Origin of the sequence: Amycolatopsis regifaucium, assembly GCF_001613935.1 — a bacterium.
Lineage (GTDB): Bacteria > Actinomycetota > Actinomycetes > Mycobacteriales > Pseudonocardiaceae > Amycolatopsis > Amycolatopsis regifaucium.
Genome location: NZ_LQCI01000002.1, coordinates 357573 through 373116 on the forward strand (window position 1 = coordinate 357573; position 15544 = coordinate 373116).

15 protein-coding genes are annotated in these 15544 nt (G+C 66.5%); 13 read left to right on the forward strand and 2 right to left on the reverse strand.

Translation table 11 applies throughout. The annotated features are described in order from the left end of the window. The first annotated feature begins 87 nt into the window (after nucleotides 1-87). The 6 genes from bdeA to AVL48_RS02800 all read left to right on the forward strand — a co-directional run bounded on the left by bdeA (nucleotide 88) and on the right by AVL48_RS02800 (nucleotide 5697). Complete coding sequence (gene bdeA, locus AVL48_RS02775; RefSeq protein ID WP_061983794.1) at nucleotides 88-945, forward strand: bis(hydroxyethyl) terephthalate hydrolase; 858 nt, start codon at nucleotides 88-90, stop codon at nucleotides 943-945. A 96-nt stretch (nucleotides 946-1041) separates the two neighbouring features. Then, nucleotides 1042-1800, forward strand: coding sequence for an ABC transporter ATP-binding protein (locus AVL48_RS02780; RefSeq protein WP_061983834.1), 759 nt, complete (start codon nucleotides 1042-1044; stop codon nucleotides 1798-1800). After that, nucleotides 1787-2488, forward strand: coding sequence for an ABC transporter ATP-binding protein (locus AVL48_RS02785; RefSeq protein WP_061983793.1), 702 nt, complete (start codon nucleotides 1787-1789; stop codon nucleotides 2486-2488). The genes AVL48_RS02780 and AVL48_RS02785 overlap by 14 nt, the downstream gene beginning before the upstream one ends. 11 nt (nucleotides 2489-2499) lie before the next feature. Next, a complete protein-coding gene (locus AVL48_RS02790; protein ID WP_061983792.1) occupies nucleotides 2500-3378 on the forward strand; it encodes a branched-chain amino acid ABC transporter permease in 879 nt (292 codons plus the stop codon). 1 nt (nucleotide 3379) lies between these two features. After that, entirely contained in the window at nucleotides 3380-4381 is a 1002-nt protein-coding gene (locus AVL48_RS02795; protein WP_082857518.1) for a branched-chain amino acid ABC transporter permease, read from the forward strand. Further along, entirely contained in the window at nucleotides 4378-5697 is a 1320-nt protein-coding gene (locus AVL48_RS02800; RefSeq protein WP_061983790.1) for an ABC transporter substrate-binding protein, read from the forward strand. The genes AVL48_RS02795 and AVL48_RS02800 overlap by 4 nt, the downstream gene beginning before the upstream one ends. 204 nt (nucleotides 5698-5901) lie before the next feature. Here AVL48_RS02800 and AVL48_RS02805 read toward each other — a convergent pair whose 3' ends face one another. Next, nucleotides 5902-7188: a helix-turn-helix domain-containing protein gene (locus tag AVL48_RS02805; protein ID WP_061983789.1), complete on the reverse strand. Its 1287-nt coding sequence runs from the start codon at nucleotides 7186-7188 to the stop codon at nucleotides 5902-5904. 53 nt (nucleotides 7189-7241) lie between these two features. Here AVL48_RS02805 and AVL48_RS39435 point away from each other — a divergent pair, with 53 nt between their 5' ends. The 7 genes from AVL48_RS39435 to AVL48_RS02840 all read left to right on the forward strand — a co-directional run bounded on the left by AVL48_RS39435 (nucleotide 7242) and on the right by AVL48_RS02840 (nucleotide 15320). Further along, a complete protein-coding gene (locus AVL48_RS39435; RefSeq protein ID WP_143104756.1) occupies nucleotides 7242-8144 on the forward strand; it encodes a toll/interleukin-1 receptor domain-containing protein in 903 nt (300 codons plus the stop codon). A 46-nt stretch (nucleotides 8145-8190) separates the two neighbouring features. Next, complete coding sequence (locus tag AVL48_RS02815) at nucleotides 8191-10326, forward strand: hypothetical protein (RefSeq protein ID WP_061983787.1); 2136 nt, start codon at nucleotides 8191-8193, stop codon at nucleotides 10324-10326. Between the two features lie 176 nt (nucleotides 10327-10502). After that, nucleotides 10503-11321, forward strand: a complete 819-nt coding sequence (locus tag AVL48_RS02820; protein WP_143104755.1) for a hypothetical protein — start codon at nucleotides 10503-10505, stop codon at nucleotides 11319-11321. A 494-nt stretch (nucleotides 11322-11815) separates the two neighbouring features. Next, entirely contained in the window at nucleotides 11816-12352 is a 537-nt protein-coding gene (locus AVL48_RS40695) for a hypothetical protein (protein WP_341865657.1), read from the forward strand. After that, the gene (locus tag AVL48_RS02830; RefSeq protein WP_061983784.1) at nucleotides 12349-13290 is read left to right on the forward strand and encodes a protein kinase domain-containing protein; all 942 of its coding nucleotides are present in this window, start codon (nucleotides 12349-12351) and stop codon (nucleotides 13288-13290) included. The genes AVL48_RS40695 and AVL48_RS02830 overlap by 4 nt, the downstream gene beginning before the upstream one ends. Nucleotides 13291-13298: 8 nt before the next feature. Further along, on the forward strand, nucleotides 13299-14006 hold the full coding sequence (locus AVL48_RS02835) for a vWA domain-containing protein (RefSeq protein ID WP_061983783.1): 708 nt from the start codon (nucleotides 13299-13301) through the stop codon (nucleotides 14004-14006). Nucleotides 14007-14870: 864 nt separating this feature from the next. Continuing rightward, nucleotides 14871-15320: a hypothetical protein gene (locus AVL48_RS02840; protein ID WP_061983782.1), complete on the forward strand. Its 450-nt coding sequence runs from the start codon at nucleotides 14871-14873 to the stop codon at nucleotides 15318-15320. 7 nt (nucleotides 15321-15327) lie between these two features. On the opposite strand, the gene AVL48_RS38870 is transcribed toward AVL48_RS02840, so the two are convergent. Continuing rightward, nucleotides 15328-15501: a hypothetical protein gene (locus AVL48_RS38870; RefSeq protein ID WP_156515755.1), complete on the reverse strand. Its 174-nt coding sequence runs from the start codon at nucleotides 15499-15501 to the stop codon at nucleotides 15328-15330. Nucleotides 15502-15544 lie beyond the last annotated feature (43 nt).

Here is a 15544-nt window from a genome sequence, read left to right on the forward strand (position 1 = left end):
TGGCGATTTCGCCGATGCAGCCCCCGGTGTCCGTTTGCCACAGTCCATCACCACGGACTGTGTTCATTGGCGAACGGAGAGGGCACTATGCGTAGTACGACCCGGATCCTTTGTGGACTGGCGACGGTCGCCGCGCTCGCTATCGCTCCAACGGCACACGCGGCCGACAACCCCTACGAACGGGGGCCGGACCCGACGGAAAGCAGTATCGAAGCCTCCCGTGGCTCGTTCGCGGTGTCCGAGGTGTCGGTGTCCCGCGTTTCCGTCACCGGGTTCGGCGGCGGCACCATCTACTATCCGACAAGCACCGCCCAGGGCACCTTCGGCGCTGTCGCCGTCTCGCCGGGCTACACCGCTACCCAGTCGAGCATCGCGTGGATCGGGCCGCGGCTGGCGTCGCAAGGTTTCGTCGTCTTCACCATCGACACCAACACGATCTACGACCAGCCGGGGAGCCGCGGTGACCAGCTGCTGGCCGCACTGGACTACCTGACGCAGCGCAGCAGCGTCCGCTCCCGGATCGACACCACCCGCCTCGCGGTGGCCGGGCACTCGATGGGCGGCGGCGGCTCGCTCGAGGCGGCGCAGGACCGGCCGTCGCTGCAGGCGGCCGTCCCGCTCGCGCCGTGGAACACGCAGAAGTCGTGGTCTTCGCTGCGGGTGCCGACGTTCATCATCGGCGGTGAAGCCGACAGCGTCGCACCGGTGGCCACGCATTCGATCCCGTTCTACACCAGCATTCCCGCCTCGGCGGAGAAGGCGTACATGGAACTGGACAACGCGAGCCACTTCTTCCCGAACACCTCGAACACCACCATGGCCAAATACACGATCTCCTGGCTGAAGCGGTTCGTGGACAACGACACCCGCTACGAGCAGTTCCTCTGCCCGGCGCCGGACGACCGCGCGATCAGCGACTACCGCGACACCTGCCCGCACGCCTGAACCGTCAGGTCCCGGCGCGCTCGCGCCGGGACCTGATCTCCATCCCCGTCCCCTTTCGCCGTTGGGAGCTCCTGCGTGACCCTGTCGACCTTCGAGATGTCCGGCGTGTCGGTGACCTTCGGTGGCCTCGTCGCGCTGTCCGGCGTCTCACTGACCGTCGCCCCGGGCCGGGTGCTCGGCGTGATCGGCCCGAACGGGGCGGGTAAGACCACACTGTTCAACGTTGCGTGCGGTTTCGTCCGGCCGGACACCGGCACGCTGACCTGGCGCGGCACCCGACTGCACCGGCTGCGCCCGCATCACCTCGCCGGCCTCGGCATCGCCCGCAGCCTGCAGGAACTCGGCCTGTTCGACCGGATGACGGTGCTCGACAACGTCCTGGTGGGCGCGGACAGGCACGCGAAGGCGGGTTTCTGGTCGTCGATGCTGGGCCTGCCGCGCCGGACACGGGACGAGAAGGCGCTGACCGAGCGGGCGATGGCCTATCTCGACGACTTCGACATCGCCGACGTCGCCCACCGCTATCCCGCGAGTCTCCCCTACCCGGTCCGCAAACGGGTGGCCCTCGCGCGGGCACTGGTCGGCGAACCGGATCTGCTGCTGCTCGACGAACCGGCGGGCGGGCTCTCGGCCGCCGAGATCGCCGACGTCGGCACGCTGGTGCGCGGGTTGACCGAACGGATGTCGGTGATGCTCGTGGAACACCACATGGATCTCGTGATGGGGGTGTGCGACGAGATCGTCGTACTGGACTTCGGCAAGGTGATCGCCACCGGCGCACCGTCGGAGATCCGCGCGAACCCGGCGGTGCAGGCGGCCTACCTCGGCGAGGAGGTGGCCGGTGCTGACCGTTGAGCAGCTTTCGGCGAACTACGGCCCGGTCCGGGCGCTCGATTCCGTGAGCCTGTCCGTCGCGCCCGGCGAGATCACCGCGGTGCTCGGCGCGAACGGGGCCGGTAAAACCACCTTGCTGCGCACCATTTCCGGCCTCGTCCGCCCCTCGGGCGGCCGGGTCACCCTCGCGGGTCGCGACCTCACCGGAGTGTCCACTGAGGACCTTCCCGGACTGGGTCTCGCCCACGTGCCCGAAGGTCGCGGCGTGCTGGCCGAACTGACCGTCGAGGAGAACCTGCGGCTGGGCGCGCTGGGGGCGCGCGGCCGTGCGTCGACGACCGAGCTGCGCCGCGTCTACGACCTGTTTCCGGTGCTCGCCGACCGCAAGAACGGGCTCGCGCACGTCCTTTCCGGCGGGGAACGGCAGATGCTGGTGATCGGCCGCGCGCTGCTGTCCCGGCCGAAGGTGCTCCTGCTGGACGAGCCGTCGCTGGGCCTCGCGCCGCGGATCGTGGCACAGATCTTCGAGCTGCTGCGCGGTCTCGTCCTCGACGGGCTGGCCGTCGTGCTGGTCGAGCAGAACGCGCGCAGCGCGCTGTCCATCGCCGACCACGGCGTCGTGCTCAACCTCGGCCAGGTCGTCGTCCGGCGGGACGCGGCCGCGCTCGTCTCGGACGACGGCCTGCGGCACGCCTACCTCGGATTCTGAAAGGGAGCCTCGTGCAGCAACTGCTGACCACCGCGCTCACCGGTCTGACGCTCGGCGTGGTCTACGCCGCGTTCGCCTTGGCGCTGGTGCTGATCTGGCGGGCGACGCGGATCGTGAACTTCGCGCAGGCGCCGATGGCGATGATCACCACCTACCTCGCGCTGGTGCTGATCGACGCGGGCTGGTCGTACTGGCTCGGGTTCGCCGTCGCCCTGCTTTCGGGACTGGTGCTCGGCGCGGTAGTGGAACGGTTCGTGGTCCGGTTCGTCTCCGGCAAGGCCGAGATCAACGCCGTGATCCTCACGCTCGGGTTGTTCATCGTGCTGCACGCGCTGGCGGCACTGGTGTTCGGCTCGCGCTACCGGTCTTTTCCCGCGCCGTTCGGGCTCACCGGGTTCCAGGTCGGCGGCACGACGATCGCGCTCACCGGGTTCGGCGTGTTCACCATCGTCGCCGTCGCGGTGGTGCTGACGGGGCTGGTGCTGTTGTTCCGCGGCACCGATCTGGGCCTGCGGATGCGCGCGGCGGCGTTCGACCAGGAGGTGGCGCGGCTGCTCGGCGTGCGGGTCGGGCGGATGCTCACCCTCGGCTGGGCACTCGCCGCGCTCGCCGGTTCGCTGTCGGGCCTGCTGATCGCGGGCGGCGGACTCGTCCACCCGTCCTATATGGACGGTGTGGTGGTTTACGGATTCGTCGCGGCGGTACTCGGCGGCCTGGACAGCCCGGTCGGCGCGGTGGTCGGCGGCGTTGTGCTCGGCCTGTCACTGAGTTTGGTCAGCGGGTACGTCGGCTCGGAGCTGGTGCCGCTCGCCGCGCTGGCGATCCTCATGGTGGTGCTGCTGCTCAAACCCGGCGGCCTGTTCGCCAGTGTCCGCGAACGGAGGGTCTGACGTGCTGCGCAGACATCTGCTCCTCGCGCTCGCCGCGCTGGTCGTCGTGGTGCTGGTCCTGGAAAGCACCGGCCCGTTCCTCAACGCGCAGTTCACCGCGATGGCGTACTTCACGATCGCGGCAGGCGGTCTGACCGTCCTTACAGGACTGAACGGGCAACTGTCACTCGGCCACGGCGCGCTCATGGCTGTCGGCGCCTATTCGGCCGCGCTGCTGCTGAAGCCGGCGGCCTTGCCACTGCCCGTGATCCTGCTCCTCGCGGTGGTGCTCACCTTGGCCGTCGGAGCGCTGGTCGGCGTCGCCGCGGCGCGGCTGCACGGACCGTATCTGGCCGGTGCCACCCTCGCGCTCGCCGTCGCGGTGCCCGGGATCCCTTTGTTCTTCGGCGAAACACTCGGCGGCGAGCAGGGACTACCCGTCCGGATGCCGGAGATCCCCACCTGGCTGGCCGACGCCGCGTACTTCGTCACCGGCCAGGACCTCACGCCGATCCGGTACCTCGCCTACCTTTCCTGGCTCGCCGTCATCATCGTCTTCGTCCTGCTGGCGAATCTTTCCCGCGGCCGCGTCGGCCGCAACTGGCGTGCGGTGCGCGACGGGGAGGTCGCCGCCGAACTGGCCGGGATCGACCTCGGCCGCACCCGGGTGGGCGCCTTCGTGGTCAGCGCGGGTTGCGCGGGACTCGCCGGAGCGCTGGTGGCGTTGTCGGCGCGGCTCGCGGCGCCGAGCGGGTTCGCGCTGACGTTGTCGCTGTCGCTGGTGTCCGCGGTGGTGCTCGGCGGTCTGGGGACGCTCACCGGCGCGCTCGCGGGGGCGGCGCTCTTGACGTTCCTGCCGCCGCTGGTGACCGGCGCGGGAACGGATCTCGGCCTGTCCGACGTCCAGGCCGCGCATCTGGCGCCGTTGATCTACGGCCTGGTCACCGTCCTGATCGTGCTGCTCGCACCGGCCGGCCTCACCGGCGGGCTGCGGAAACTCATCAACCGGAGGCGAAGTTCATGAAACGCTGGTATCAGGCCGTGGCCGTGCTCCTGGCCGTCACGGTCACCGCCGCTTGCGGGGCGGGCGGCAGGCCCGAGGGCGAGCAGAAGGGCTCGACCGTCGGCGTCACCGACACCACCATCAAGATCGGCGCGCATTTCCCGCTGACCGGCGTCGCCGCGCCGGGCTACAGCGAGATCCCGAGCGGCCACCAGGCCTACTACGACTACGTGAACGCGAACGGCGGGATCAACGGCCGCAAGATCGAGTTCGTGGTCAAGGACGACGGGTACAACCCGACGAACACCAGCGCGGTCACCAACGAACTGGTACTCAAGGAGGAGATCTTCGCGATGGTCGGCGGCCTCGGCACGCCGACCCACAGCGCCGTCGTCGACTTCCTGAACAACTCGAAGGTCCCGGACCTGTTCGTGTCGTCGGGCTCGCTCCGCTGGGGCGACGACCCCAAGAAGGCGCCGTTCACCTTCGGCTGGCAACCGGACTACGAGATCGAAGGCAAGATCATCGGCGACTGGGTGCGGAAGAACCTGCCGAACGCCAAGGTCGGCCTCTTCCTCCAGGACGACGACTTCGGCCGCGACGGCGAGAAAGGCGCGCGACGCTTCCTCGACAAGCAGATCGTGGAGGTCGCGAAATACTCGCCGGGCAACACCGACATCGCACCACAGATCGCGAAACTCAAAGCCGCGGGCGTGGATCTCGTGCTGGGCTTCAACGTCCCGTCGTACACCGCGCTGTCGCAGCTGGCGTCGCTGAAGATCGGTTTCAAGCCGAAGTGGTTCTACAGCAACGTCGGTTCCGACCCGGCACTGGTCGGTTCCCTGCTCGCGCGGTTCTCCGAAGGCAAGGTGACCAATGGCGCGTCGCTCATCGACGGCGTCCTCACCACCGAGTACCTGCCCGGCGTCGACGCTCCGGACAACGCGTGGACCAAGCTGTGGCAGAAGGTCTGGGGCGCGCACGGCAAGGGCGGTGCCCTGACGAACTACCGGATCTACGGGATGGCGCAGGCGTACACCTTCGTCCAGGCGTTGCAGGCGACCGGACGGGACCTGACCCGCGAGCGTGTCGTCGAGGCGATCCAGCAGTCCGGCAAGACGTTCGAAGGGCCGGGCTTGGCGCCGTTCCGCTACACCGCGGACAGCCACATGGGCATCTCCGGCATGTCGGTGGTCGAACTCCAGGGCGGCGTCGGCAAGGACCTGACCCCGGTTCTCGTGACGGACATCGGCGAGGCGCCCATCGAGGCGAACGACTCGGCGGCCAACGACTCGCCGCCGTCGAACGGGATTCCGGAGGCGAAGGCGGGTAAGTAGCGTCGGCTGTGGCAGGTCCGCCGCTGATCTGTTCGGTGACGATGTCGCTCGACGGTTTCGGCGCGGCGTGGGCGGCTCGAGTAAGCCCCCCACGCCGGAAATGTTCCGCTTCCACGTCGAACAGATCCGGCCCGATCGATGACTACCGCCAGTTCGTCTATCAGGTCATGCTCGGGCAATCCCGTCCCTCGCCGAAGATCGGCTTCACGCCGAGCGTCCTAGCGCGATCGTGAGTTCCGGTTCCAGTGCGCGGACCTCTGGATGAGTGCTCCACCGTCGCACGAGCGTGGCCAGACGGCGCAAGTCGGTGCGGACCGTCGCGGAATCGAGCTGGGCGATCTGACCGAAGAGCAGCCGAGCAAGCCGGCACGCCTGCTCCAGCTCTCCCGAGGCCGCGTAAGCCAGACACAGTCGCACGCCGAATCGGGTGCGGGCTCGAACGGCGCTGCCGGGTATGCGCGCTAGCTCCCTGTCGAGGACTTCCACGGCTTCGGCCGGTCTCCCGAGGTCGTAGAGACACCAGCCGCTCGCGACCGCCACGGGATCGACAACACGTGAGGTACCGATCACAGGACCCTCCGGCGCACCGTCTGGATCCAGCAGCAGGGTCCGCGCACGGTCCAGGGCCCGCAGGCATGCGTCGCGGTCGCCCAGCAGGGCGTACCCTTGCGCCTCACGCTGAGCGGCGAGTCCGAGCACTCTCGCCGGCAGGTTTTGTTCCGCTTGCGCCCGCTGTGCCAGTGAAACCGTTGTGGCGCCGTCGTCCTGGTACATCGCGATCAACGCCTGCCGCACCAGCGCGTAGCCCGCCAAGAAGTCGTCACCTGCCACTCTCGCGACTTGCACGGCCCGGTCCGTCCACCACGCGGCAGCCGAATCGTCTCCGGATTCCTGCGCCATCCAGCCCGCGTACTCCGCCGTCCGAGCGGCCAAAGAAGCCACGGCGGGCACGGTGCTCGCATCTACCTGTTTCGCGAGCGTACGCAATGCCTGCGCCTGCCCGACCACCAGCGGCAGCACGACATCCGGTGACGAAATCTGCCCTAGGTCCCGCGCCGAGTCGAACAGGTGCCGATGGTAGCGCAATTGTGCCTCCGCGTTCGCCGCCACGACGCCCGTACCGGACACTTTGAGCCCGGCGATCACAGCCATCCCACCGAGCAGGACGTCCCGCCTGGCGACAGGACTGAAAGCCGCACCACCGTCCGGCGTCATCGTCATCACCCACACCTCTTCCTCGGCCGATTCGGACAGAGCCGTGCGCACCACCCGCGCCTTCTCCCCCGCCAGCGCGATCAACTCGCCACCGGCGCCCAACTCGGCATCACACTTGCGCACGAACTCGGAAGACGGGGACTGCGCACCGGTTTCGATTCGGCTCACATGTCCTTTGCTGTAGTAGAGACGACGCGCGAACTCGCTGAGGGAAACGCCTTCGGCCACTCGCAACGCCCGCAACCTCGCCCCGAAGGTCTCCGACAGGGAAGACATCCGTGCACCACCCTTCTCCGCTGACCATCTTCCGCGCTCTTACGCCGACCGGCATGGGGTTCGTGTTCCGTACGGAGCCGGAAACAGGAAACAGGAAGGCATACCTTCCGGCATTAAACAGCACTGCACACCCGGGGGCATCTGCCACACCCGATACGAGCAAGATCATTGCCGAAAACAGGACAAATACTGGACAGCGGCGGAAACGGAAACAGGAAACGCTCCCCTACTGCCAAGTAGGGCTTGTCAAGCCGCTGACCGGATGTCGAGTATTACTCCCTGTCATCCATCCGGCCGAGCCCCTGCGATGCCGCCCCCGGACCGACGACGCACCCAAGCGAATGAGAAAGGCCTCCTCGTTGATCAAGATCTTCCTCAACTACCGCACAGCCGACGATCGCTTCGGGGTCGCGCTCCTCGACCGCGAACTGTCGCGGGCGTTCGGTCCGGAGACCGTCTTCTTCGCTTCGAAATCAATCGAACTCGGCGCCGATTGGGAGAAGAGCATGTTCGACGCCGTGGCGGAATCCGAGGCGGTGCTCGTGGTGATGGGACGCCGTTGGCTCGGCGCCGTGAACGAGGCTGGACTACGCCGCATCGACGATCCGCAGGATTTCGTCCGCCGGGAGATCCTGCTCGCGTTCGAACTCGGAAAACGGGTCATCCCTGTGCGGCTCGACGTGCCGGAAAGAGTTCGCGCCGAAGACTTGCCGGAGGCGCTTCGTTCTCTTTCCGTGCTCCAAGACATCGCCATCGGTTTTCGCAGTGCGGGCCCGGACATCGACCGGCTCGCGGCCAGGCTACGGGAACTGATTCCCGGTTTACCGGCACGGTCCGCGCCGACGTCGGCTTCCGCGGGAAAATTCACGGCGCACGCACACGAAGGTGGCGTTGTCAGCCAGTACGACCAGGTCACCGTACATGGCGATTTCCACGCAGGCCCCAGATTCAGCTGACCCGTCCCTACTGCCCTGACTGCCGAACCCCTACCGGAGCTGAACCGTGAGCGAGGACAAGCAGGCCGAGCCTGCACCGAACGACCCGGCGCCCCCACCCCAAGAGGAACCGCCTTCGCCCTCCAAGGAAGATCCGGCGCCGCCAAGCCGGGAAGAGGCTGTCAAAGGCCTTCGTGGTGAGGCTTCGGAACTGTCGAACGGTCGGTTCACCGAGATAATTTCAGCCGCAGCCGACCGGCTTGCGGGCGCTGGGAACCTCAATCTGTTCCACGGCGACATCATCGTCGACGGCGACTTCGTGGCCGGTCTGGGCGGCCGGGTAGGCGCTCGTCGGTCGTCCAGGGCACGAACCGAACCACAGGATGTCATCAAGGCGACGGAGTACTTCGTCGCTCCTCCGGACTTCTGCGACGGCGTCGGCCGATTGCAGAGCACCAGCCTCCTCGTCATGGCCGACGCCGCGGCTACCGGCCGCTTCACCCGGGCGCTGGCGACCCTGCGTGATGTCGTGGGCAAGGACACGAACGTCTACCGCGTCACCAACTCGATGCTGGGAAACCCGAACTGGAGGATCCCGCATCCGCGAAGCGGCTACCTCGTCGTCGACACCGCCAGTGGGGACGGCAAGTTCGCGGCGGGAAAACTCACCGACGACTGGCTGACGAGGATTTCGGAACGGCTCCTGGAAGAGGAGAGCTACCTCGTGGTGGTAACCGGTCCGGTCACCGGCTCCCTCGCCACCGCCTCGAGGCGGATGGAGTTCGTCGTCGAGGAGCTCGAACTCCCCGACCCTGCGGAGATCGTACGCCGCCGGGTGGCCGGCGAGCTACCTTGGCTGGAACCTTCCGAACTCGAAGATCACCTGGCCACCAACGGACTAGCGGAGCTGTTGGAGGAACGCGATGATCCACACTTCGCCACCCGGGTGGCGAGCGCGGTGGTCGAAGCCGTTCGGACGGGCGAGGATATCGGGAAGGTCGTAGGCAAGCTCAGCAATCCCGAGGACCAGGTTCGGGAATGGCTCAGCCGTTCCCCCGACACTGCCGACGTCGCGCTGGTTCTCGCCACGGCAGTGCTCGAAGACGCCGGATACCTTCACGTCGCCGATGCCGCCATCGCGCTCTACCGACAGCTGAGCACCAGTTCGGCGACGCTCACGCTACGGTATCTCAGAAGAATCCTCGCGGAACGGGGATGGCTCGAGCTCGTGACGCCGCCGACGGGAGACGGCGGTGTTTCCCGGTTGAGATTCAGATCGGCGCACCTACGAGTAGCCGTACTCGGTGTGACGTGGGTCGAACTCGACGGGGCGAGGACGAAGATCCTGGAATGGCTCAAGGGCCTCGCAGAACACAATGATGTCGAGGTCCGGGCGCGGACAGCCCAGGCAGCGGGCATCCTCGCGACCAATGATTTCGAGCATGGCCTGCACAAATACTTGTTGCCGTGGGCCGCGTCGAAAACGGCTGTTCTCCGACAGAGCGCCGCGCATGGGCTCAACGTGGCGGGCACGATCGGCGGCAACGCGGAAGCCGCCTGGTCCCATATCGAGCAGTGGGCCGAGTTCGAACGCTCGACAAGATCTCCGAAATTGCCGATCACCGCGGGTCTGGCGGTGGGAGGCAGGCTTGGCTTCGACGACCCACGCCGGGCCTTGCTCGTCCTGCGTACCCTCGTCCACCGCGACTCGTGGGAGCTACTGGAACCGGTCGCGATCAGCACCAAGTCCCTGCTCCAGGCCGGCCGCGCCACGGAGGTCCTGCGAGCCCTGCTCGAGTGGGCGGAACGGTCGGACGACGAGGAAGCCACGGTCAAAGTTCTGATGACGTTCTCATTCGCGGTCCTTCCCGAAGACGGTTCCGGAGAGCGCCCCCTGCTCATGCGAGAGGAGCGCAAGCATCGTGACGTCCTCCCCGAACTGTGGGGCCGGGCGCTGGCTGACTCGTCGGCGCAAAAGCTCGCCCGTGCCGCACTCCGCTCGTGGATCCGGTACGCCGACCACGACGAAACGGTCTCTTCCGCTGTGCTCGACGTTCTCGTCGGGATCGCGGACCGCGGCCGCGCCGATCTGGAACGAGTACTCCGACTGCTCCAAAGCTGGGCCGAAGACCCTTACGCCCCGTCCGACAAGGCAACCGAGTTTCACGACACACTCGTCGACCTCGAGAAAGAGGCGTCATGAACCAGACTTACAATCCCATCCTCCAGCGCCTCGAACTCCGCCGTATGCGCTTGACGTCTCCTCTCCGAACTCCTGAGCTGGGCACGGCGATGGTGCTCGAACGAGCGATGGGCGCGCCGCTGGTCTTGAACCACGGCGATCGCGTCCCCGACGCCCGGTTCGGCAACTACCGCCGGATGTACCTGATCGACGTCGCCAACCGAGGGCTTGCTTTCAGCATCACCACGGCGAGTGCCGACCCTGCTTTCCCGTTCAACGTGACCGTGCGCTTCGCTTGTCGGGTCAAGGATCCGGTCGCCGTCGCACGGGACAACATCACCGACATGACCGCGTCGCTGCAGTCCTCACTCGCTTCGATCGTTCGAGAGACCGCAGCTCGTTTCGACGTGCTCGCCCCAGCCGACGTCCAGAACGCTGTCCTGGCTCGGCTCAATTCCGCTCACGGATCGACGACCGTGCAGCTAGGCAGCTACTCCGTGGCGGTCGCGATGGTCGATGCGGAGGACTTCGTGACCGAACAGCGGAAGATCAGGGTGCGCAAACTGACCTACGATTCGATGCGGCCCATCGCCGGTGGCAGCCGGGAGGACATGCTCGCCCACGTCATGTCGCTCGACGACGGCGACCCCATGGCTCTCCTTGACCGGGAACGAGCTGACCGGGCCGCGGAAACCAAGGCGAAGATCGATGTACTCCGTGCCCTCACAGGCAGCGATATCACCGATCCCAACGCCACGGATCTGCGCGACCAGGTACTCGGCGAGTTCTTCGACCGGAGCAAGTCAGTGCCGGGTGCGAGGCGCAAACTTCGTGACAGCCTCGAGTCCCGCGCAAAAGCCGCCATCGAAGACGGCAAAGTGGTCGAGGGAAACGTTCCTCGACCCGACAAGACCGCTGACGAGCGCCCGGGATCGTCACCGGACCCGCGGCCTGAGAACGGCTCCAGCCGGGTGCGGGGCACGATGCGCCGGTCCGCGCCGGACAGCGGAAGCTGAGGCGGATACCGATGGACATCTACCCGGGAAACCGCGGCAACGCACGTCTCTGGCACCACGACGAAAGTCGCTTCATCTCCGTCGCGGTACGTACCGAAAAGATCGCGAACGAAGGCGAGGACGCCGACCCTCTGGTGCTCTATCACAGGCCGAGCGCGTCCGGGCTCCTCTCCGTGTTCGACGGAGTGGGTGGCGCCGGCCGGCCGCTCGCGGGCCGCACACCATCAGGACAGGCCCGTACTCAGGCGTGGCTCGCTTCGCGCCGCCTCCGGGGCCTGGTCGAGGAGTGGTTCACTGACCGCTCCGCGGACTTCTCGCCGGAGGCTCTCGCAGCGCGTATCAGTGGACGGCTGGCGACCGGCGTCCTTCAGCGAGGAAGGATGAGGGGCCGGTTGCAACGTCGGCTTCCGACCACCTTGGCCGGTCTGGCTTTTGATTCCCGCACCGAAGAGGTTTCGTGGCAGGTGCTTTGGGCTGGGGACTCCCGGTGTTATGTGGCCGAGCCCGAAGCCGGCCTGCAGCAGCTGAGCGTCGATGACACCGAGCCTTCCGACGCACTGGCCCTGCTGCTGCAAGACCCGCCGATGACCAACATGGTGCACGCGGGCGGCGGTTTCGCGATCAATCGGTGGCGGGGTACCGCGCACGTCCCGTGCGTCCTCATCGCCGCCACCGACGGTTTCTTCGGTTATGTCGGCACCCCGGCCGAATTCGAGCATCTGCTGTGGGACACCCTGCTGGCCTCGCAGGAGGCGATGCACTGGTCGGTCCTTCTCGCCGAACGAGTGGAGTCCTTCACCAAGGACGACGCGTCCATCGCGATCGCGGCGCTCGGATTCGAAGATTTCGCCGCGTTGCGAGCGAGCTTCCGGTGGCGGTTCGACCGCATGCACGCGGAACACGCCGAACCGATGCGCCGGGCCACTTCGATGGGACGTCCGGCCTTGGTCGCCACGAGGGAGCGGTCTTGGCTTGCCTACCGTCACGGCTACGAACGACGGTTGCCCCCTCGTGAAGGGATCGATTCGTGAAGCTGGGCGAACTGGTCAACGGCTACGAGATCGTCACGCGTCCTTCGAACACGAACGCAGGCAAGTGCCTATGGGCGTTCGCGCGCAAGGAAGGCGAGGACTTCTTCGTGAAGGAGTATCTGGATCCCAAACGCCCTCGCCCCGACTCGATGGGCACCGTGACGGACAAGAAACGCCGGCTGGCCGAGTGCCGTCGCTTCGAACTCCATCACGAGAGGCTGTCCCGGCTATTGCGTGCGGACCACCTTCACGCCGGGAATCTGGTTCTGGCGAAGGACTTCTTCGCCCAAGGGACACGCTATTACAAGGTGACGGACCGGATCGACGCGGTGGAGGTGACTCCGGCCGAGCTGACATCCGCGGACAGAAACGTCTTACTGCACACCCTCTGCGAGAGCATCGCCCTCCTGCACGAGTGCGGCATGATCCATGGCGACCTCAAACCGGAGAACGTGCTGTTTCATCGCCCAGCCGGAAGCGATCTGCATATCGCCAAGCTGATCGACTTCGACGACGCGTATCCCTCCGGGGAGCCACCGGCCGCCGAAACCATCGGAGGGAATCCCTACTACGGCGCGCCCGAATGGCTGAGTTATCTTCGCGGTGAAAACGGGATCAAGGCCGATCAGCTCACGACAGCCGTTGACCTCTTCGCCCTTGGATTACTGCTCCACACCTATCTCACCGGCGACGCACCGGCTTTCCCGTCGCGGTTCGGTTCACCCGCCGCCGCCGTCCTCGCGGGCGAGGAACTGGAGCTCCGCCCGGAGCTTCCCCTCTACTGGAAATCGCTGCTGACGGCCCTCATCCAGGTCGATCCTGCGGACCGCCCCGGTATCGGCGACGTCCTGTCACTGCTCAATTCACTGCGGGCCCCTGTCGAAAAGGCAGGGCGTAGCCGAGTCCGTATCAACCTCACTGGACGTATCCCGGTCTAAGGAGACCCATGACTTCCTTTCCGCAAAACCAGAATGATCTCGGCTACGCGGTAGACATCGTATTGTGCATCGACGCCACCGCGAGCATGAAGCCGACGCTCGACAACGTGAAACACGGTGCGCTCTCCTTCCCGGGAAGGCTCGTGCAGGAGATGGCGGCCAAAGGGAGGGAGATTCGCAGCCTTCGCCTCAAGGTCATCGCTTTCCGCGACTTCGGTGACCGCGCCGAAGACGCACTGGCCGAGAGCCAGTTCCTCCGTATCCCGTCGCAGGTCGACGAATTCGAACGCACAGTCGGCACGCTCAGTCCAGGCGGTGGTGGTGACGTTCCCGAGTCCGGGCTCGAGGCTCTCGCGGTCGCGATGCACTCCAACTGGGAAACAGGACTCGACCGCCGCCGCCACGTGATCGTGATCTTCACCGACGCGCCCGCCCATCCCCTGGGTGACCCTCGACAGACCAATGCGCCCGGCTATCCCCAATCCGCGCCCCGTTCGCTGGACGAGCTTTTCACACTGTGGGGACACGCGCAGAGTCGCGAGTCGCTCATGGAGAACTCGGCCAAACGACTGCTGATCTTCGCACCCGAGGAGTATCCGTGGGCGGACATAGCCGACGACTGGAACAACACCCTCTTTTTCCCCTCCGTCGCCGGAGAGGGCCTGGAGGAGTGGGAGATGGACGAGATCATCGCCACCATCGCGAGCAGCCTTTGAGCCGGCGTCTCCGGTTGCGCTTCCGCCGCGAACCCACCCACCCCTCCCGCGAACAACTCCGGACGGCACCACCGGAGGCGTCTCCTCCGGCGATCGTCGGGTTGGACGTGACACTCATCCGCAATCGCGCTCTGCTCGTCATCACCGAGCAACCCCGACCGGGTGACCCGCCTACTATGTTGCAGATCCCGATGACACGCTGTGCGGCTGCGCGGATCGCAGTCGAGCCTGGCCTTCCCGGTGCAGAACCGCTTCAGCTCACCCTGACCGTGCGTTTGGGCCGGATCGCCTCGGTAGAACTGCCACTCTGGTTTCCGGCACAATGCCGGGCCGAGCTTCAGCACTTGGTAGACGAAGTGGCAGCCCGAGTGGGAGCCCACGATCGCGGAAGGCCGGAAGAGTCTCCGAGGACGGACGAACCGCCGGGCGCGCTGCTCGAACCGCTGATGGTTCGCCGAGCACCCGACAGCCATGACTGGATCATCTTTCAAGACGGCGACAACGGAGAAGTACTGCGAGTCCACAGTGACGGACGGGCGGTGAGCGATGAAGAACAACGCTGACTGGTCATGCGATTCGTGCCACACCAACAACTACGCGCAACAGTCGACTTGCCGCGTATGTGGACGTGAGCCCGGTAGCGCGACGGCCGTGCTGGCGTTGTCGGAACACCGACCGCTCGAAGTCGCGCGTGACGAGACGGTCGACTTCGTCGAGTCCCGGTACAAAGACCTTCCCCGGCCCACCATTTCACTGGCCCCGGTGCCGCCGACCAGACCTACCGCCGCTCCCAAACCACCCTCATCGCCCGCGCGCCTCGCTCCGCCGATCCCCCGCGTTGTTCCCCGTCCGCCCCGAGTACCGGTGTCACGCACCACGGTGCGGAAAGCGGTACGTGCCGTCCTGACAGGCGTCGCCGCCCTCGTCTTGTTCGCCAATCTCGGCCGCATCGGCGATCTACTCGGTTCCGTGAGCACGAGCGGCGCAGGGCGGACCGCGAAGCCGTGCCCCGTCGAAGCCTTCCGGTGGCTACCAGGCAACGGCGAAGGCGCCGAACTAGTGGCCAGGTACGACACCGGCAGGCACACGGTGACGATCTGTCGCGACTCGGCGGGGTCCTACCACTACGACGGGCAACTCAACGGAAAGCCGACCACTCCGGACAACCACATCTCCTTGCCCGCCGAACAGAACGCGACAGGTTTCGTGGCGGTCAACGGCGACTACCGATACGAGATATCCGGGCAGGATCTGACCGTCAAGTACAAGGGCAAGATCCAATCCCGCATGCGTCTCGCACCTTTGTCTTCCTGACGCACGGCTACCGAGGGAAAGAGGAATCGGAGGTCAGGTGCACGGCGGCACGCCGGTGAGGCGACGCCGGGTGGGCGTCGCCGACGCTGCCGGAGCCGGCGACGAATCCGCAAACGACGACGATCGCGACGAGCCAGAACAAGAACTTGGCCAAGCCGAGCACGCTGACTACGAGTTTCACGGTGCGTCCGCCTTCCTGAAACGAGTGCCGGGAGGTCCGACCC

Excerpts from the sequence above, each read along its gene's own strand:
- bdeA (WP_061983794.1), top strand. The coding sequence starts at position 88 with ATGCGTAGTACGACCCGGATCCTTTGTGGACTGGCGACGGTCGCCGCG.
- AVL48_RS02780 (WP_061983834.1), top strand. The coding sequence starts at position 1,042 with ATGTCCGGCGTGTCGGTGACCTTCGGTGGCCTCGTCGCGCTGTCCGGC.
- AVL48_RS02800 (WP_061983790.1), top strand. The coding sequence starts at position 4,378 with ATGAAACGCTGGTATCAGGCCGTGGCCGTGCTCCTGGCCGTCACGGTC.
- AVL48_RS02805 (WP_061983789.1), bottom strand. The coding sequence starts at position 7,188 with ATGTCTTCCCTGTCGGAGACCTTCGGGGCGAGGTTGCGGGCGTTGCGA.
- AVL48_RS39435 (WP_143104756.1), top strand. The coding sequence starts at position 7,242 with ATGGGGTTCGTGTTCCGTACGGAGCCGGAAACAGGAAACAGGAAGGCA.
- AVL48_RS02820 (WP_143104755.1), top strand. The coding sequence starts at position 10,503 with ATGTACCTGATCGACGTCGCCAACCGAGGGCTTGCTTTCAGCATCACC.
- AVL48_RS02835 (WP_061983783.1), top strand. The coding sequence starts at position 13,299 with ATGACTTCCTTTCCGCAAAACCAGAATGATCTCGGCTACGCGGTAGAC.